Raw genomic sequence first — 19,269 nt, 5'->3', positions numbered from 1 at the left:
CTGCGCAGATAAGGTATCTTTTCGCAAGATACCTTATCTGTTTCCTTATGGATGACCTGCGGGGAGCCGTTTTTCGTCCATCGCATCGAATCGGCAGCTCCGACAAAAGCTTCAAGGGAGAGGTTGCATTGAAACAGATGATCGGGTTGTTCATCGGTTTGGCCATACTCAGCTTTTTTCCATTTTATTTCAGCATGTCCAACGGAAGCGCCGAGCCTGTTTCCGGCGACGGACAGCGTCTGGACTTTCATAAGCTGGAGAACATTATTCGGCTCGCCGAATCCAAGGGAAAGCCGGGGCCGGACGATGTGAAGGCGCCCGCCTTTACTTTGAAAGCGACGAACGGAGCCTATTATTCGATCGGGGGCAAGAGGGAGAAGCCGCTTGTCATTCATTTTTGGGCCAGCTGGTGCGAGGCCTGCTCCGTTGAAGTACCCATGATTAGAAAGCTGTATGAGCAATACAAGAATCAGGTCGATTTTTTCGGCATTAATGTGTTCACCGAGGAAAAGCCGGAAAATATGGAGAAGTTCATACAGGATAATCGGCTTTCGTATCCGATATTGCTGGATGAGCATAAGCATGCCGCGGATCTGTATCAGCTCCATGCGCTGCCCACGGTGTTTCTGATCGATAAGAACGGCTTCGTGCTGGATACCTTCCATATGATAGACCCGCTCGAGCTGCAGGAGAAGGTTGGGCGTCTAGCCGGACAATGAGGATTATGACGGCAACGCCGGGTTACATTCTGAATTCAATAGAGGTGCCATGTATGAGAAAAGCGAAAATAGCGCTCGTTCAGCTGCTCGTTCTCGCGATTTATATGACGCTGCTTGCTCCCTGCCAGGCGCAGGCGGAAGAGATCGGGCCGGTTCCCGAGTATTTTGCCGATCATTTTGACAAAGTATCGATCAACGACAATTGGGAGGCAATCGAAGGGCCGTGGTCCGTCGATGCGGGAAAGCTTACCGTTCCGAAAGGACTCGGATATAAAGCGATTGCGAAGGACCGGAAATTCAAGGATTTTACGCTGGAAGCCGACATTGCGCTGGCCGACCGCACCGGCGATGCCGGATTGCTGTTCCGAACGGAAAGCGCGACGCCGGGAGCCGATAACGTGCGGGGATACTACGCCGGCATTACCGCTTCCGGATCGGGCTCCGTCATGCTGGGCCGGATGAATAACAGCTGGACCGAGCTGAAGCGCGCCTCCGTTACAATCAATCCGAATACGAGCTACAGGTTGAAAATTTCCGCCGTCGGCAGTCAAATCAGCGTATATCTTGACGATGTTTTAGTATTGGAGCAGACGGATACGGCGTACGCCGAGGGGAGCGTCGGGGTGCGAATGTATAATTCCGTGCCCTCCTATGATAATGTGACGGTCAAGTCGACGGGGGGAGATACGTTGTTCGCCGATGATTTCAATGCTGCTCAGAATCAGGTCATAACCCGTTGGAACATCATTGACGGAAATTGGAAGCTGCAGTCCGGAGCGATCACCGTTAACAAGGGCGACGGGTATAAAATTTTGGCTCAGGACGTTCAATTCGCCGATATGACGCTGGAGGCCGATCTTAAGCTGTCGAGCGATACGGGCACGGGGGATGCCGGCCTGCTGTTCAAGGTGCAGAGCGCCAAGCCGGGCACCGACAACGTGCAGGGCTACTATGCGGGTTTAAGCGGCGACGGGAAAATAACCCTCGGCCGCATGAACAATAACTGGCAGCCGCTGAAGTCGGTCAAAGCGTTCGACAGCATCGATTTTAATCGTTATTACCATATGAAGGTCGTTACGTTCGGAGACGAGATCAAGGTGTATGTGAACGACTCGCAGAAGCCTCTCCTTATTTATACCGACGATAGTGCCGGGAAGTATGCCAAAGGCGGCGTCGGCCTCAGAAGCTACCGCTCGCAGCCGATGTTCGATCATTTTATCGCGAGCGAATATGCGGTGCCGGAGCCGATGTTCGCCGAGCCGGTGGGGAACAAAGAGCCGCTCGTGCAAACGCCGTTTATTCCGCTTCCGCTGGGCAGCGTAGAAGCGAAAGGATGGCTGCTCAAGCAGCTTGAGCTGCAGCGGGACGGCGCGACAGGCTATGCCGAGGATTTGTACGGCGAGCTGGGAACGAATGCGGCCTGGCTTGGAGGCACGGCCCCGGATTCCGACTGGGAGCGGCCGGTTTACTATTTGAAGGGGCTTGTGCCTCTGGCTTACACGCTGAAGGACAAAGACTTAATTGCCAAGTCGCAGAAATGGATCGAGGCGATCTTGGCGAGCCAAAACGCCGACGGCTCCTTCGGGCCTGCCGGCAATGATGATTGGTGGCCGCGCATGGTAGCGCTTTACGTGATGAAGGACTACTACGAAGCGTCGCATGACGCCCGCGTGCTTCCGTTCATGACCCGTTATTTCCACTATCAAGCCGCATCTCTGCCCGACAGACCGCTTCGGGACTGGGGGAAAATGCGCGTCGGCGACAACATCGACACCGTGCTCTGGCTGTATAACCGTACGGAGGACGCTTTCCTGCTGCAGCTGGCCGATCTGCTTGCCGAGCAGGGGTATCCGCACACCGATACGTTTACGAACGACGGATTCCAAAATTTCGGCAACGATTTCCAGCCGGTTCATGCCGTCAACGTGAACGAAGCGATCAAAATGCCGGCCATTTATTATCAAAGATCGCATAGCACCGTTGACCGCGATGCCTTCCAAGCGGGCGTCGCCAACTTGTCCGATCATGATCAGATTACGGGCATGCCTTCGGGCACCGAGATGCTGGCAGGCATCGCCTCCACGCAAGGCGTCGAGCTGTGCGCCATTACCGAGCGGATGCAGAGCAACGAGGAAGCGGCCATGATTATCGGCGATCCGCGCATCGGCGACGCGCTGGAGAAGATCAGCTTCAACTCGCTGCCGGGTGCGATGGATAAAGATCTGAAGCTGCATCAATATTATTCTTTGCCCAATCAGGTAGAGAGCAATTTGGCGGATCACGGCTACAAGCAAAATTATAATAACGGCACGATGCCTTCGCCGGTTTCCGGTTATCCATGCTGCCGGTTTAATATGCATATGGGCTGGCCGTATTTCGTGAAAAATATGTGGGCCGCCACGACGGACGGAGGCCTCGGCATTATCGCATACGGACCAAGCCGCGTATCGACACGGATCAAACAGGCGGATGTTACTGTCGAAGAACAGACGAATTATCCGTTTGAGGATCAAATCGGTTTTGAGATGAATACATCGGCTCCCGTCCAATTCCCGCTTAAGCTTCGGATTCCGGCTTGGGCGGACGCGCCGAGCGTCACCGTCAACGGCCAAGCGCAGCCGGCGGTTAAAGCCGGGGAATATATGACGATCGACAGAACCTGGAGCACGGGAGACAAGGTCGTGCTGACGGTGCCGATGAAGCTGAAGACGTCCGCATGGGTGAACAATTCCGTCGGCATCGAACGCGGCCCGCTCGTGTTCTCGCTGCAAATGGAAGAAGATTGGCAAGTGGAATCGAGCCCGATCTCCGCTGAGCCCGGATTTAATGCGGCCGATCTCGGATTCAATCAATATCGCGTGCTGTCGAAGACGCCTTGGAATTACGGGCTGCTCATCGACCGTGAGCATCCGGAAGCTTCGATTCAGGTCGTTCAGGGACCGATGCCGGATAATCCGTTTATTCAAGCGACAAGTCCGGTCAAGCTGATTGCGAAGGCGAAGAAAATCCCGGCTTGGGGCAAGTCGGCCAACCGCGTCGAAGCGGCGGAGCCGCCGGTCGGACCGCTGCTCTCGACGGAGCCGACCGAGGACATCACCTTGGTGCCGTACGGGGCGGAGAATCTGAGGGTCACTTATTTCCCGGAAGTGACGGAGAAGCCGGAGCAGGCGGCTCACGCGCAGTACGAGGCGGAGCAGGCCGAGATTTATAAGGCGAAGGTGAATACCAACAACGAGTATGCCTCCGGCAAAAGCTATGTCGGCAGCATCGACTACGAGGACAGTTATGTGAAGTTTAGCGACATTGCCGTTCCCGCAGCCGGCACGTACGATATGGACGTCTGGTTTGCCAACGGCAGCGACTATCAGGCGGCTACAGGCCGAATTATCGTCAACGGCAAGGAGCAGACGTATAAATTCCAAGGAACCCGCGGATGGGGACGGTTTATGGCCGCTCCGATTCAAGTAGCGCTGAACGAAGGCAGCAACACGATTACGTTCATGAAAGGCACCGGATACTACGAGCTCGACGCGATCGTCATCCGGCAGAAGCCCGAAGCGCCGGAGCCGGGAAATACGCCGGCGGTAACGTTGACCGGGCCGGATGCGGTCCGGGCGGGTGAGCCGTTTGCGCTGGAGCTCGGTTTAACCGGCGTCGCCCAATCCGTATACGCGCAGGATTTAACCGTCACGTACGACCCGGATCGGGTGGAATATACGGGTGTGGAAGAGCTGAAGGACGGGCTTAAAGTGGTCGGGCAATCGCAGGCTCCGGGTCAGGTCCGCTTGATTACGGCGAATTTGGGAGCGGGCGATCTCAATGCCGGCTTGCTCAAGCTGAACTGGAGAGCGAAATCCGCCGATCAAACGGCAAGCACGGTCATCACGTTATCCCAAGCCGTCCTGGCCGACAATCATGGCGTTGAGACGCCGTTCCCGGGCGTCGCTCACAGCGTACAGATCGCTCCCGCCGCAGACAAGACGGCATTGCGGCAGCTGATTGCCGCAGCGCTGGAGAAGCACGAGAATGCGGTCGAGGGGACGAACGCAGGCCAGTATCCCGCCGGCTCCAAGGCCGTGCTGATGGCGGCGATCCATCGGGCGCAAGCCGTCGCAGATAACCCGGCGGCTGGGCAGCAAGAGGTCGGGCAGGCTATAACCGACCTGCAGCAGGCATTGAACGCCTTCCAGGACAGCGTCATTACCCGCATGCCGGGAGATACGAACGGGGACGGCAAGTATACGATCGCCGATTTGGCCATCGTCGCCGCCGCTTACGGGAAGACATCCGCAGACGCGGATTGGGAACAGATCAAACACGCCGATTTGAATGGCGACAACAAGATCGGTATCGAAGATTTGGCTATTGTCGCTCAGCGAATATTGCAATAAACTAGCTTCCGGCGTACGCGGCCTGTACCATGAACGGCGTACGCCGGAATAAAGCAAAAAATGACTTTTGCGTGTAAAGACGCTTGCCGTTACCAAATATTACAATCATTATGTAATTACTCATTTGGAGGAGGAAATGCAATGGCACAAAGAAAAAATTTCATGGGGGCACTTGTCACCGCAGCCGTATTAATTTCTCTTGTTACCGGTTGCGGAGCCAAAGCAACGGAAACGACAGCAACGCCGAAAGCGCCGGAAACGTCCAAGTCGACGGAGGCCCCGCCGGCCAAGCCCGCCAGCGATAAGGTTGTCGTAGGCTTCTCGCAGATCGGCGCAGAGAGCGGCTGGCGCGGAGCGGAGACGCAATCGATCCAGGATACGGCCAAGGCGGATTCGACCATCGAGCTGAAGTTTTCCGACGCCCAGCAAAAGCAGGAAAATCAAATTAAAGCCATCCGTTCTTTTATCGCTCAGAAGGTCGATGTAATAGCTATGGCTCCCGTGGTGGAAACGGGCTGGGAAGCCGTGCTGAAGGAAGCCAAGGACGCTAAAATTCCGGTGATCCTGGTCGACCGGGGCATCGACAAGAAGAATGAGGATCTCTACACTTCCTTTATCGGCTCCGATTTTATTCTGGAAGGCCAGAATGCCGCCAAGGCGATGGCGGAGCATCTCGGCGATAAGGGCAATATCATCGAGCTGGAAGGAACGGTCGGCGCGAGCGCGGCGATAGACCGTAAGAAAGGGTTCGACGATGAAATGAAGAATCATCCGAACATCAAAATCGTCAAATCGCAAAGCGGCGACTTCACTCGCGCTACCGGCAAGCAGGTTATGGAGGCGATTCTGAAATCGCCTGAAGGCAAGGATATTCAGGGCGTGTACGCGCATAACGACGACATGGCTTTGGGCGCGATTCAAGCTATTGAAGAAGCGGGCAAAAAGCCGGGGAGCGACATCAAGATCGTTTCCGTCGACGGCATTAAGGAAGCGTTCGAAGCGATCAAAGCCGGTAAGCTGAACACCGTCGTCGAATGCAACCCGCTGCTCGGGCCTCAATTGTTCCAGGCGGCCAAAGATTTGAAAGCGGGCAAACAGCTGCCGAAATGGATCAAGTCCAACGAAGAAGTATTCTCCGGCCAGAAAGCGATCGACGCTTTGCCTAACCGCAAATATTGATTGATTTTCGCGAAAACGAAATCAGGAGCGGAGCCCCGCTCTTGATTTCGTCTTTCGGTTCACAGTTCGAGTAAAGGAGTGGGAGTTCCATGCAGAAGCCGGTGTTAGTTATGAACGGGGTAAGCAAGTATTTCCCGGGTGTCAAAGCTTTAACGAATGTGGATTTTCAACTTAGAACAGGTGAGATCCATGCTTTGATGGGACAGAATGGCGCAGGCAAATCCACCTTGATTAAAGTTTTGACAGGTGTATATGAAATGGACGGCGGAACCGTTGCCCTGAACGGCCGCGAGGTACGCATCCGATCGCCCAAGGACGCGCAAGCCTTCGGGATCAGCACCGTCTATCAGGAAGTCAATCTATGTCCCAATTTATCGGTAGCGGAAAATTTATTCATCGGCCGCCAGCCGAGATCCTTCGGCGGTGCCGTCGACTGGAAGGCATTGAACCGCAAGGCGGCGGATCTGCTGGAGCGGCTGAGCATTCATCTGGATGTAACCAAACCGTTGTCCGAATACTCCGTTGCAATCCAGCAGATGGTCGCGATAGCGCGGGCCGTCGACATTTCATCCGGGGTGCTCATCTTGGATGAGCCTACCTCCAGTCTGGATCAGCAGGAGGTGAAGGAGCTGTTCCGGATTATGAGGCAGCTTAAGGAAGAAGGAATGGCCATCGTATTCGTAACCCATTTCATGGATCAAGTGTACGAGGTGTCCGACCGCATCACCGTGCTTCGCAACGGCGAGCTTGTCGGCGAGTACGAGACGGAGGAGCTGCCGAGAATCCAGCTGATTTCCAAGATGATCGGCCGGGATTGGAATGAGGAGGAGCAGACAAGCAAGGTCTCCCGCCTCAAGAAAGGGGAAGATTGGGTAACGGTGTCCCGGCTAGGCCGCCGGGGATCGATAGAGCCGTTCGACCTTTCCGTCCGCAAAGGGGAAATATTGGGTTTAGCCGGCTTGCTGGGATCGGGGCGCACCGAAATGGCCAAGCTGATCTTCGGTATCGATAAGGCCGATCAAGGAGTCATTACCATCGATAACGAGAAGATCCGCGCCATGTTCCCCAAGAAGGCGATTGAACGCGGGTTGGCCTTTTGCCCCGAGGAGCGCAAGGTGGAGGGCATCGTCGGGGAATTGACGGTCCGGGAAAACATCATACTGGCGCTGCAAGCCAAGCGCGGCTTCTTGAATAATCTGTCGCTGCGCAAGCAGCAGGAAATAGCGGCTTATTATATGGACCTGCTCCGGATTAAGGCATCCGATATGGAGCAAAGAATCGATCAATTGAGCGGAGGAAACCAGCAGAAGGCGATTTTGGCCCGGTGGCTGGCCACGAATCCTAAGCTGCTCATCTTGGATGAGCCGACGCGCGGCATCGACGTAGGCTCGAAGGCGGAAATTCGCAAGCTGATCTTGTCGCTGGCCGCCGAAGGGATGACGATATTGATGATTACTTCCGAGTGGGAGGAGATCGTAAGCTGCTGCGACCGGATTATCGTATTGCGGGACCGCCATATTATCGGGGAACTGACGGGTCATGAAATCAGCGAGCAAAAAATTATGCAGATGATCGCGGAAGGAGGAATCCAAGATGAATCTATTCAAGAGCATGTATATTAACGCAGCGCGATTAAAGCTGTTATGGCCGTCTATAGGGATTGCTCTGATCCTGTTGTTCAATGCGCTATTCACGCCTGGATTTTTCCATATTCGCCTGCAAGACGGGCATTTATTCGGCAGCCTCATCGACATATTGAATCGCGGCACGCCGATTTTAATTATATCGCTGGGCATGACGCTCGTCATCGCCAAGGAAGGGATCGATATTTCCGTCGGCTCGGTGCTGGCGATTGCCGCTTCCATGGCGGCATTTCTCTTACAAAAGCAGTTTCCGTTTATCGTCGCTTTGATCGCAGGTCTGGGAATCGGCGTATTGTGCGGCCTGTGGAACGGGCTGCTGGTCGCCAAGCTGAAAATTCAACCGATGATCGCAACGCTGATTTTATTGACCGTTGGTCGGGGAATTGCGCAGCTGATTTCCGGCGGGAAAATCATTACGATCTCTAACCCTGCTTACCGTTTTGTCGGCGGCGGCTATTGGCTGGGCTTGCCCTTCGCAGTCATATTGGCTGCAGCGGTGTTGATCCTATTGTATGCAATCACCCGCAAGACCGCTTTCGGCTTGTTTCTCGAGGCGGTCGGGGCGAATCGCGTTTCCAGCGAGTTCGCTGGCATTCACTCCACGCGCATTATGATTACGGTTTACGTCATTTGCGGTTTTTGCGCGGCCCTCGCAGGCATTATCGTCAGCTCCAACATTACCGGAGCCGATTCCAACAATGCGGGCTTATGGTTCGAGCTCGATGCGATATTGGCCGTCGTCATCGGAGGAACGTCGATGCGCGGAGGACGCTTCTATCTGGGCGGCACCGTGCTGGGAGCGCTGTTTATCCAAACGTTGACAACGACGATTTATACGCTAGGGGTCCCTTCCGAATCGGTCATGGTCGTCAAAGCGGTCGTTATCATTTTCATCAGCTTGATTCAATCCGATGTGCTCAGGGATATATTCAGCGGTATGATTCGCAAAAAAACGGGGAAGAAGGTGCTTGTTAATGAAGCTGCCGCTTAAAATTACCTCCTCCAACATCACCATTCTGGCTACAATCGTCCTCTTTTGCTCGTTGTATGCGATCGGCTCCGCGTTATTCGACAGTTTTTTCTCCATGCAAGTCTTTCTTAACTTGTTTGTCGATAACGCGTTTCTTATTATTGTAGCTACGGGCCTGGCTTTCGTCATCATTACAGGCGGGATCGATCTGTCCGTCGCTTCCTTGATCGCTTTGGTCAGCGTGATCTCGGCCATCATGCTGCAAGCGGGCATACATCCGTTTGTCGTCATGCCCGCCGTCTTGATATTGGGCACCGTATTCGGATTGCTGCAGGGCTATCTCATCTGCAAGTTTCATATTCATCCATGGATTGTTACGCTTGGCGGCATGTTTTTGGCGCGCGGCACCTGTTTTTTAATCAGCCCGGAGAGCATCGTTATCGATAACCCCACATATAGCGCCATATCCAATTACAGGATTCCGTTTTTTGGCGAAGGGACGATATCGATCGGCGTCGTCATTGCGCTCATCACCGTCGCCGCCGCCGTCTACGTATCCCGGTATACGGCATTCGGCAGAAACGTCTATGCGATCGGGGGCAACGAGCGTTCCGCCGAATTGATGGGGCTTCCCGTGTACGCGACCAAGCTGGCGGTTTACACGCTGAGCGGGTTTTGCTCGGCGCTGAGCGGCATCGTGTTTACATTCTATATGCTGTCCGGCTACGGGCTTCATTTAATGGGGGGAGAGATGGATGCGATTGCCGCTTGCGTCATCGGCGGGATTTTGCTGACCGGAGGCTTCGGCTTTGTCGTAGGCCCTATGCTGGGGGTACTGAGCACCGGCGTCATCCAGACGATCATTATGTTTCAAGGAACGCTGAGCTCCTGGTGGACCAAAATCGTCATCGGTTTCCTGCTGTTCGCCTTCATCGCGCTTCAACGGGCGATCGTATCGAGAAGGGAAAGAAACCGCAACCCGCAAACGGCAAAAAAATTGAAAAGGATATCGCTAACCTAGGCCACTTATGATATTATGATTTTGCGTTTAGTATTACAGAAACTATATGTAATGGGTAATTCTGTTGGTTCATTAAGGGGAGGATAGCAGTGAAAGCATTTCTTCGCGGCTGGCATGACTCCAGCATTCGTTTTAAGCTGAACTGCATCTTTCTCATCATTATTTTGATTTCGATCTTGTCTTTAAGCTTTTGGGGCAGCCGGACCTACAGCCATTATTCGGAAAATCAGGCCGATCAGAGCACGCTTCAGATGATTCATCAAGTGGAGAGCAACGTCGATTTGTATCTTAAGCATCTGGACGATGTGTTTTATTATTTGGGAGAGGATTCGGCCGTTAAGCAGTTTATGAAACTGGGAGGAGAAGAGCCCGATGAGGCGGCGGCAGCCCAAATTCAGAAAACGCTGACCATGTATGCGGCCCGCAACAAGGAAATAACGGGCATGATGCTCGTCAACGGGCAGGGCACTTTTCTGTCGCACGGGATGTACCGGATCACCCGGGATTCCTTGACGGAAGAAAGCTGGTACCGGGATGCCGCGGGGAAGCCGGAAGAGACGCTTATTATCAGCAACCCTATCGGACGCAATGTCGCGGCTTATCAGAATTACAGCTCCTACGACGTGCTGTCGCTGGTGCGCGCGGTGCAGGACCCGGAGACGAAGCGGGTGATCGGCGTCATTCTCATGGATTTGAAGATGGACATGCTGAAATCGATTTTTGAAAATATGAAGCTGGGCAAGTCGGGATTCATGTATATCATCGACCGCAAAGGGGATATTGTATACGCTCCCACGAACAATATCGTGTACCGGATTCAAAGCAGCTGGCTGCAGGACGGGACGCAAGGAAGCTTGACGCAAAATATTAAAGGCCATGATTATCGCATTTTGGTTAACGATTCCGAAACGAATAAATGGAAATTCATCGGGGTGATCCCCGACGACGACTACCAAAGGGTGGTCAAAGACATTCAGCTTTACACGTTAATCGTTACCTTTATCACGATCGCATTGGCATCGTTGCTGTCCACTTATTTTACCGGCACGTTGATCCGCCCGATACGCAAGCTGATGAGTTTAATGAGCAAGGTTCGCAACGGGGAGCTGAATCAACGGTTTGTCGCAGAAACCAAAGATGAAATCGGTCAGCTGGGCCACAGCTTTAATCATATGCTCGAAGAAATCAACAATTTGATCAATCTGGTCTATATCGAACAGAGAAAGAAGCGCGAGGCGGAGCTGCAAGTGCTGCAAGCGCAAATTAAACCGCATTTTCTGTACAATACGCTGGACACGATTCAGTGGATGGCTCAGGAATACGAAGCTGACGATATTATCGAAATTATCGGCGCCTTGACGAATTTATTTCGGATTGGGCTGAACCGGGGGAATGAGTGGATTCCGATCAGGGATGAGATTAAGCATGCGGAAAGCTATCGAATTATTCAGATGTCCCGGTATATGGATAAGCTGGATATTCAGTTCGATATTCCGGAAGAATTGCTCAGATACCATGTGCTTAAGCTGATTCTTCAGCCGGTAATTGAAAACGCTATCTATCACGGCATTAAAGCCAGAACCGGCAAGGGGCTAATCACGATCAGCGCCGTGCGGGAGGAAAACGCGGTTTGCTTTCGAATTACGGATGACGGGGCGGGAATTCAGCCGGAGAAATTGCAGGAGCTCAACGATATTTTGCGCGGCGCGAAAAAACGGAAGGAACAGTATGGCATCGGACTGTTCAATGTAAACGAGCGCATCCAGCTCACCTATGGGTCGTCCTATGGAATTTTTATACATAGCGAAGTCGGGAAAGGCACGACGGTAGAGGTCAGGCATCCTATGGTTCATGTTGGGAATAAGACGGGTTGAGGTGACAGTTCATGTGGAAATTGTTGATCGCTGATGATGAGCCGCGCATTCGCAACGGTCTTTGCAAAGCGCTGCCATGGGCGGAGATGGGCATTGAAGTGGCCGCCGAAGCGGAGAACGGCAAGGAAGCGTTGGAGCTGGCCGACGCGGTCGGCGCCGATCTTATGTTCGTCGACATCAATATGCCTTTTATGAACGGGCTCGAGCTGATCGAGCAATTGCAGACTCGGCGTCCCGGTTGTCTGGTCATCATCATATCGGGGCATGACGAGTTTGCTTATGCGCAGCAGGCCGTGCGGCTTAACGTGTTCGATTATTTGCTTAAGCCGGTCCAAAAGTCAGAGCTGAAATCCGTCATAGCCAAGGCGCTGGACGTACTGAACAGGGAGCGCGTCGATCAAAAATATACGCAGTGGATGCACCATAAATTAGAGTATAACGCGCTGGCGCTGCGTGAGGAATTTCTGGGCAATTGGATTACCGGGAAGCTCACGAAGGAGCAATTCGAAGAAGAGCGGCTGTTTTACCAGCTCCATTTTCACGGCAATGTCAGCCTGCTGCTGGTGAAGCCTCTGAAAAAAATATCGCTGGACGTGCCGAATAAAACGTGGGACCCGCAGCTCTTGGTGTTCGCAATCAAGAACATTTTATCCGAAGTGCTCCCTCAGCTTCCTGTTTCCGTCGTGTTCAGTATAGGAAAACATCAAGTAGCCGCGCTGACCCAAGTATCCGATCTTTCGGCTATCCGCGCCGTGTATCAAGAGTTCGAACGAACGGTAACGACGTATTTGGGCGTCAATGTATTTCTGTGTCACCGTATTTCCGGCCAGTTGGACGACATCCCGGCCCATTATGAGGCGCTTCGCGAAGAGCTTCTTCGGGAAAGCGCGCTGACCCCGATCATTGCGATGGCCAAGAAATATTTGGAAACCTATTACTACAGGGAAGATCTTTCGCTATCCGAAGTGGCCGAACATATGAATGTGAACGCGACTTATTTGAGCAAGCTGTTAAAAAGAAATCTGGGCAAATCGTTCGTCGATTATCTCACGGATGTCCGCATTAAGAAAGCGATCCAATACCTTGATGACCCTACATTAAAAATGTACGAAATCGCGAGCAAAGTCGGCTATCAATCTCAGCATTATTTCAGTCATGCTTTTAAGAAGATGACGGGCGTGTCCCCATTGGAGTATAGAAAGCGTGGGGAGTACTAGATGAAGAGTTCATTTAGAAAAAGTTTTCTGTGGATTTTGATAGCATTGCTGATTGTGTTTGCAGGTTCCGTGCTCTTCGAAAGCACCTCGCGGATTAAGCAGGCGAAAGCCGAGGCCAATTTTCTGATCGGAATCAGCCAGCCGAACTTGAATGAGCCGCGGCAAATCGTCATGAATAACGAAATCCGCAAAGAAGCGGAGAAGCATAGCAACGTGAAGCTGATTTTCACCGATGCCGCGGAAAATTCCGAGAAGCAAATCCACGATGTGCAAAAGCTGATGGAATACGGCATCGATCTGCTCATCATTTCATTGAACGATTCCGAGAAGCTCACTCCGATCGTGAAAGAGGCGTATAAGACGATTCCGGTTATCGTCTTGGGCCGCGGGGTGACCGGCTACGATTATACGATGTTTATCGGATCGGATAATTTGTCGATCGGCAAAATCGCCGGCAAGCTGGCTTCCGATCTACTGGCGGGCACCGCGGCGGAGATTGTGGAAATTAAAGGAGCGATGAGCTCCACATCGGAGGAAGAGACGAGCCGCGGCTTCCGGGACTATGTGACGCGCAGTCCGTCCATCCAAATCAAGCAAGAGATTGACGGGAGCTGGCAGCGAGATAAGGCGGAGGATGAGCTGAAAAGAATTTTGCCTTTTTACCCGGAAGTCCGGCTCGTGTTCGCCCACAGCGACGCCATGGCTCTGGGAGCCTACCGGGCGATTACTTCATGGGGCTTGTCCAATGTGCAAATTATCGGGATTGACGGCTTGGACACGGTGAACGGCGGGTTCGATCTGGTCAAGCAAAAAATTCTTAGCGGCAGCGTGACGAGTCCGACGGGGGCCGGGAATCGATTCAGTATGCGATAGATATTTTGAACGGCGAGAAGGTCATCCCCAAAAAAATTATTTTGCGCAGCCATCTGATTGCCAATCAGCATGAACCATTAAACGGTCCGGACAGACAGCCGGACATGATGAAGCTCGATACGGCGGGACCCGATAAAGCCGACCCCCGCCGGAAGATCAAGCTGGGCGTCGTTATTGTGGGCTCCGAAAGCAGCTGGAGGGCGGCGAATACGGAATCCATCAAGACGGCGGCCGAGCAGGAGCAGGATATTGAGCTCTTTATGCAATACGCCGAAGGAAGCCAGGATAAAGAAATTGAAATGATTCGCAGCTTGATTCGGCAAAAAGTAGATGTCATCGTATTTACCCCTATCGTAGAGACCGGCTGGGACGAGGTGCTGGAGGAGGCGCGAAAAGCCGGTATTCCGGTTATTTTGACGGACCGCAAGGTGAAGGTGGAAGACGACTCCTTGTGGACCACGTTCATCGGCTCGGATTTTATCGAGGAAGGCAGGAGGGCCGCGCGCTGGCTTCTGGAGCGTTATGCGAACCGCGGCGGAGTTACCGAGATCGTGGAGCTGCAGGGAACGGCGGGTTCGGCGCCTGCGATCGAACGAAGGCAAGGATTCGAGGAGGTGCTCGCGAACAATTCGTCCTTCCATGTGGCGGCTTCGGAAATCGGCGACTTTACTTACGACAGCGGCTTTCAACTGATGAACAAAGTCATTAAGGACGGGGTTATGCCCCAGGTTGTATTTGCCCATAACGACGATATGGCGCTGGGCGCCATCAAGGCGATGGAGCAAGCGGGGATGAAGCCCGGCAAAGACATTGTCGTGATGTCGGTCGATGCGACCAAACTGGCGTTTCAAGCGATGATTGCAGGCAAGTTGAATTTGTCCGTGGAGTGCAACCCGCTGCTAGGACCGCAAATCGTCAAAGCCGTCAAGGATCTTGCCGCAGCGAAGGAAATTCCCGTCAATATTATTACGTCGGAAGGGATTTTCTCTGCGGAAACGGCTAAGCGGGATATTGCGATGCGGAAATATTGAGAGGAACCGTGGTATAGCTCTTGAAGATGCTGATATGCAGCGCTTTGAGGGCTATTTGGCATGCTATGGAGGTGTGGGTTATTTTTCTAATCAAGGGATATTTTTAGGACGATGGGAAAATAATACCTTCATCACCTCTGCAATAACATGCTTCTTTTATTAAGGGGATAGCTATGGATAATAAATTCCGCAAGATCGGCATCTTCCCTTTCTTTTCCGTCATTATCTTGGCCGTAGGATTAATGAACCACGTGATGGTCATGCCTCCGCTGCTTCAGGATGCCAAGAGAGATGCGTGGATCAGCGTATTGGTAACGATCGTTCCCTATCTGTTATGGGCTGCTATGCTGTATTACATCATAAGAAAAACAAATCAGCAGCCGCTTCTTCCCTGGCTGCAGCTTCATTGCGGGAAGCTTGTCAGCGGATTGCTGCGCCTTATTTTTGTCGTTTACTTTTTTCTGATCAGCCTGCTGACGATGAAGGAAACGGTCATGTGGACGCACTCTTCCTATTTAACCCGGACGCCTATTTTTGCCTTGTCCATTGTGCTTGTTCTGCTATGCGCTCTTGCCGTGCACTTGGGGATTAAAGCGATTGCGATTGCGTCGGGTATTTTGCTTCCGTTCGTCGTCATTTTCGGGGATTTCGTGATGAGTACGAATCTACCGGCCAAAAATTACTCGCTGCTGACGCCTATTATGGAATATGGCCCCCAGCCCGCTCTCAAGGGCGCCATCTATGTCGGCGGAGGCCTGGTCGAATTGATCATGATTCTCTTCGTCCAGCAAGAGATGAAAACGAAGCTGAAGCTGTGGCATTTATGGTCGCTGGCTCTCTTTTTGGTGCTGCTGGTCATGGGACCGGTGACCGGAGCCATTGCGGAATTCGGCCCTCATGAGGCCGCGCTGCTGAGGTTTCCCTCCTTCGAGGAATGGCGGATCGTGCAGATCGGCAAATATATCCGCCATGTCGATTTTTTATCGATCTACCAGTGGATTTCCGGCGCTTTTGCGAGGATCTCCTTTTCGCTGTATTTGCAGGTCGAGCTGCTGAGCATGGATTCGGGCAAACGTATCAGATATATGTGGCTCTTGATCATTAGCCTTATGACCGTGGCTATTATGGAAGTGCCGATCAGCGATATGCAGTACTTGTCTTTCTTGAAAGATATATATTTGCCCTTTGCGCTTTGGACGATGACAGGGCTATTGACGGTCATATTTCTCATCGTACTGTTTGTCAATTTACGTAAAGAGGTGAAATGATGATGAATTTTTTTGCGTTTCGGAAGCTGTTTCGGAAAAACGGCGATCACACGGAACCTACGCAGCGGTCCGATGCCCGGGAACCGGAAGTCAACGATTGGACGCCGGAGAAGATTCATCGTTTATTTCACAAATCGGCGGATATTAAGATGGAAAAATACGAGCTCGCAGAAGACGGAAAAGGAACGGTCTATTTGCTCTACTGCGACGGCTTGGCGGATACGAAACAAATCAATCATTTTATTTTGCCGAGACTTGAATGCTTCGTCCGCGAGTCCAATTCCGTCGAGGAGCTGGAACGGACATGGGAGCTCATGCGGATCAACCGGCAATCGGTTCTTGTGAGCCAGGTTTTTTCCGGACAATTGCTCATCTTCTTCCCCTTCTCCCAAATTGTCTACTCGATGGATATTTCGCGCATCCCTCAGCGGAGCCCGCAAGAGTCGAATACGGAGACGGCCATCAAAGGGCCGAAAGACGCTTTTGTAGAGGAGCTGACGACGAACGTTGCGCTGGTACGCAAGCGGCTGCGCACCAATTCGTTGTGCTACGAGCAGTTTTCCATCGGTGCCAGGAGCCGGAGCAGAGTCGCCTTGCTCTATATCGAGGATATCACCCAGCCGCGCTTTGTGGAAGAAGCGAGAGAGCGGCTTCAGCATATTGAAATCGATATTTTGTTCGGCAGCAGCCAGCTGGAAGAGATGCTGGCCGACCGATCGACGTCGATGTTTCCGCTGCTCCACTATACGACCCGTCCCGACTTTGTCGTGGATTGCCTTGTGCGGGGCCGGTTCGCCATTTTGGTCGAGGGCGCCCCGACGGCGATCATCGGACCTGCGAATTTAACTTTATTGCTAAAAACGCCGGAGGACTCGTATATCCCCTACTATATGGGGACGTTCGGCTTGCTGTTTCGCTTCGTCGGGCTGATCATCGCGCTCTTGCTCCCCGGATTCTGGACGGCGCTGGCCTCATTCAACATCGAACAATTGCCGCTGCCGCTGCTGGCGACGATTACGTTATCCCGATTGGGCCTGCCTTTGCCGGCTCCGCTGGAAGCGTTCCTGATGCTGGGCCTGTTCGAGCTGTTTCGCGAGGCCGGAGAACGGCTGCCCAAGGCCGTCGGCCAAACGGTGGCCGTCGTCGGCGGTATTGTCGTAGGGGATGCGGCGATCAAAGCCGGACTCGGGTCCACGACGTTTCTCGTCATTGCGTGCGTGACGGCGGTAGCCAGCTACACGCTGGTGAACCAGTCTCTGGTCGGCACCGTCAGCATCGTCCGATTGTTTGTGCTGCTAATGTCTTCGGTCCTGGGCATGTTCGGATTTATCGCGTCCGTCATTGCCCTTGTCGTTTATTTATCCAGCCTGGAGTCTTTTGGAGTGCCTTATCTTGCGCCGTTATCTCCCTTCCGCTGGAACGATTTCGTCTCGGCCATTACCCGCAAACCGTGGTATAAAAAAGATTACCGTCCGGGGATGCTCGGCACGACGGACCATACCCGTAAAGAGAGGAGAACAGAATGAGCCTGTACATCAAGCTCCCTCTGGTATTCGCCCTGATCGCTTGTTTATTGACCGGCTGCTGGGATATTAAAGGCATCCAGGACCTGAACTATTTGGCTTCCATGGGGTTCGATTATAAGGATAACGAGTATATCGTGTACAGCCAGATGATCGATTTCAGCACTGTGGCCAAGATAGAAACCGGGAAGCCCACGCAGCCTGTGCCCGTATGGGTCGGCATCGCCAAGGGGAAGACTGTCATCAGCGCGATTAATAATTTGTACCAGACGACGCAAATGAGGCTGTTTTTCGGCCAAGTCAACTCGATTGTCGTAGGAGAAAATATTTTGCGCAGAGGGGTAGAAGACGTTCGCGAGGCCGTAGGCCGTTATTATGAGCTGCGGTATACGCCGTGGTTATTCGCCACCAAGGAGCCGATCGATAAGTTGTTTGCGATCACGCCGTTTTTCAATCTGTCTCCCTTAATGTCGCTGCTGCACCAGCCTGTAGAGAACTATAAGCAGAGATCGATTATACTGCCGATAACGGTGCGGGACTTTGCCTCCAATTATATGGAGCCCAATAAAGCGATATTGCTGCCCTCTTTGGCTTTGGCGGACGGAGATTGGAAGGAAGGAGAGAAGCCGAAATCTCTGCTGGAACTTGACGGGGTGTTCGTTTATCAGGATCGGGAGTATAAAGGCTGGCTTGAGAAAAACGACGTTCTCGGGCTCCGCTGGATGGAACCGAAGATGAACCGCAGCCCGGCCTTGATCCAATCGGACGGGAAGCCGCTGGCCACGCTATCGCTGGAGCAGCCCAAGGTTGCCATCATTCCGTCGTATGAAGAGGGGAAAATGCTGTACGACGTGAAAGTAAAGCTCAGGGGAAACGTCAGCGAAGTCATCCAGCAGGTTTCCGAAGAGGAGCTGGAGCAGAAGGCCGCTCAGCTGGTCAAGCATCAGATTAAGCGGACGTTCGAGGAAGGGCTGAAGCTGACGGCCGATGTTCTGGGGTTTGAGCATGTGCTGTACCGTAAAAATAACAAGCTGTGGAGCATGCTGCGCGACCAGGATCGGCTGGATTTGCACCCGAGTTCATTGCGTAACATTACAATCACAGTGGATTTGGATCATTCGGGGAAATTGAAGCTGTAAAAGCGAACAAACGGAGCTTCCCGGAAAAATAGTCCGGATTCGCGGATTTTTCCTACCTGAGACTTAGCTGAATCAGACGGGAGTATTAGATAGGCTTGACACCGGGGTATAACGTACCGGTTTTATCAAGGGGATGCGCGGGAAAAAACGGTCGTAGGTCTTCAATTGCTCCGTACGGCTTATAGACAACTGAAAAAATGAAGCGTCGACGCCGGGATAGGCAGCTTATAAGGGCTGTCTATTTTGCTTTGGGGCGGTTATATATGTTCGCATTTGGGAATAAAAGTAAATTATTGTTACTCGCCGCTAGTTATTTATCCTTGCTCCTCTTAATGTCAGACGCCATCAATCGACAATTTTCGCCTGGATGATGCTGTAAAATAGAACAATGAGCCTTTGTGCTGGGCAAAGCAAAAGGAAA

The 19,269-nt window shown here is 52.7% G+C and carries 13 protein-coding genes; all 13 read left to right on the top strand.

The features are described 5' to 3' along the window. Positions 1 to 47 precede the first annotated feature (47 nt). The 13 genes from SK3146_RS09160 to SK3146_RS09100 all read left to right on the top strand — a co-directional run bounded on the left by SK3146_RS09160 (position 48) and on the right by SK3146_RS09100 (position 18,848). On the top strand, positions 48 to 719 hold the full coding sequence (locus SK3146_RS09160) for a TlpA family protein disulfide reductase (protein ID WP_249864788.1): 672 nt from the start codon (positions 48 to 50) through the stop codon (positions 717 to 719). 53 nt (positions 720 to 772) lie between these two features. After that, positions 773 to 5,110, top strand: coding sequence for a 3-keto-alpha-glucoside-1,2-lyase-like domain-containing protein (locus SK3146_RS09155; protein WP_249864787.1), 4,338 nt, complete (start codon positions 773 to 775; stop codon positions 5,108 to 5,110). Between the two features lie 141 nt (positions 5,111 to 5,251). Further along, a complete protein-coding gene (locus tag SK3146_RS09150; RefSeq protein WP_249864786.1) occupies positions 5,252 to 6,289 on the top strand; it encodes an ABC transporter substrate-binding protein in 1,038 nt (345 codons plus the stop codon). 89 nt (positions 6,290 to 6,378) lie between these two features. After that, positions 6,379 to 7,911 carry a sugar ABC transporter ATP-binding protein gene (locus tag SK3146_RS09145; protein ID WP_249864785.1) on the top strand — a complete coding sequence of 511 codons (1,533 nt, stop codon included), beginning with the start codon at positions 6,379 to 6,381 and terminating at the stop codon, positions 7,909 to 7,911. Further along, a complete protein-coding gene (locus SK3146_RS09140; protein ID WP_249864784.1) occupies positions 7,883 to 8,923 on the top strand; it encodes an ABC transporter permease in 1,041 nt (346 codons plus the stop codon). The genes SK3146_RS09145 and SK3146_RS09140 overlap by 29 nt, the downstream gene beginning before the upstream one ends. Then, the gene (gene yjfF, locus SK3146_RS09135) at positions 8,907 to 9,923 is read left to right on the top strand and encodes a galactofuranose ABC transporter, permease protein YjfF (RefSeq protein WP_249864783.1); all 1,017 of its coding nucleotides are present in this window, start codon (positions 8,907 to 8,909) and stop codon (positions 9,921 to 9,923) included. Before SK3146_RS09140 ends, yjfF begins: the two co-directional genes overlap by 17 nt. A gap of 89 nt (positions 9,924 to 10,012) precedes the next feature. Further along, positions 10,013 to 11,797, top strand: coding sequence for a sensor histidine kinase (locus SK3146_RS09130; RefSeq protein ID WP_249864782.1), 1,785 nt, complete (start codon positions 10,013 to 10,015; stop codon positions 11,795 to 11,797). Between the two features lie 11 nt (positions 11,798 to 11,808). After that, the gene (locus SK3146_RS09125; RefSeq protein ID WP_249864781.1) at positions 11,809 to 13,014 is read left to right on the top strand and encodes a response regulator; all 1,206 of its coding nucleotides are present in this window, start codon (positions 11,809 to 11,811) and stop codon (positions 13,012 to 13,014) included. Positions 13,015 to 13,050: 36 nt separating this feature from the next. Then, entirely contained in the window at positions 13,051 to 13,887 is an 837-nt protein-coding gene (locus SK3146_RS09120) for a substrate-binding domain-containing protein (protein ID WP_249864780.1), read from the top strand. A gap of 5 nt (positions 13,888 to 13,892) precedes the next feature. Further along, complete coding sequence (locus SK3146_RS09115) at positions 13,893 to 14,918, top strand: ABC transporter substrate-binding protein (RefSeq protein WP_249864779.1); 1,026 nt, start codon at positions 13,893 to 13,895, stop codon at positions 14,916 to 14,918. A gap of 173 nt (positions 14,919 to 15,091) precedes the next feature. Continuing rightward, a complete protein-coding gene (locus SK3146_RS09110; RefSeq protein ID WP_249864778.1) occupies positions 15,092 to 16,186 on the top strand; it encodes a GerAB/ArcD/ProY family transporter in 1,095 nt (364 codons plus the stop codon). Next, positions 16,183 to 17,712: a spore germination protein gene (locus SK3146_RS09105; RefSeq protein ID WP_249864777.1), complete on the top strand. Its 1,530-nt coding sequence runs from the start codon at positions 16,183 to 16,185 to the stop codon at positions 17,710 to 17,712. The genes SK3146_RS09110 and SK3146_RS09105 overlap by 4 nt, the downstream gene beginning before the upstream one ends. Continuing rightward, positions 17,709 to 18,848 (top strand): Ger(x)C family spore germination protein, encoded by a 1,140-nt coding sequence (locus tag SK3146_RS09100; RefSeq protein ID WP_249864776.1) that lies wholly within the window; start codon positions 17,709 to 17,711, stop codon positions 18,846 to 18,848. The genes SK3146_RS09105 and SK3146_RS09100 overlap by 4 nt, the downstream gene beginning before the upstream one ends. The last annotated feature ends 421 nt before the right edge of the window (positions 18,849 to 19,269 follow it).

The organism is Paenibacillus konkukensis (genome assembly GCF_023523925.1).
Classification (GTDB): Bacteria; Bacillota; Bacilli; order Paenibacillales; family NBRC-103111; genus Paenibacillus_S; species Paenibacillus_S doosanensis.
The sequence above is the reverse complement of the archived record's forward strand: the minus strand, read 5'-3'. Positions and strand labels throughout refer to the sequence as shown.

Excerpts from the sequence above, each read along its gene's own strand:
- SK3146_RS09160 (WP_249864788.1), top strand. The coding sequence starts at position 48 with ATGGATGACCTGCGGGGAGCCGTTTTTCGTCCATCGCATCGAATCGGC.
- SK3146_RS09155 (WP_249864787.1), top strand. The coding sequence starts at position 773 with ATGAGAAAAGCGAAAATAGCGCTCGTTCAGCTGCTCGTTCTCGCGATT.
- SK3146_RS09150 (WP_249864786.1), top strand. The coding sequence starts at position 5,252 with ATGGCACAAAGAAAAAATTTCATGGGGGCACTTGTCACCGCAGCCGTA.
- SK3146_RS09145 (WP_249864785.1), top strand. The coding sequence starts at position 6,379 with ATGCAGAAGCCGGTGTTAGTTATGAACGGGGTAAGCAAGTATTTCCCG.
- SK3146_RS09140 (WP_249864784.1), top strand. The coding sequence starts at position 7,883 with ATGAATCTATTCAAGAGCATGTATATTAACGCAGCGCGATTAAAGCTG.
- yjfF (WP_249864783.1), top strand. The coding sequence starts at position 8,907 with ATGAAGCTGCCGCTTAAAATTACCTCCTCCAACATCACCATTCTGGCT.
- SK3146_RS09125 (WP_249864781.1), top strand. The coding sequence starts at position 11,809 with ATGTGGAAATTGTTGATCGCTGATGATGAGCCGCGCATTCGCAACGGT.
- SK3146_RS09110 (WP_249864778.1), top strand. The coding sequence starts at position 15,092 with ATGGATAATAAATTCCGCAAGATCGGCATCTTCCCTTTCTTTTCCGTC.
- SK3146_RS09105 (WP_249864777.1), top strand. The coding sequence starts at position 16,183 with ATGATGATGAATTTTTTTGCGTTTCGGAAGCTGTTTCGGAAAAACGGC.
- SK3146_RS09100 (WP_249864776.1), top strand. The coding sequence starts at position 17,709 with ATGAGCCTGTACATCAAGCTCCCTCTGGTATTCGCCCTGATCGCTTGT.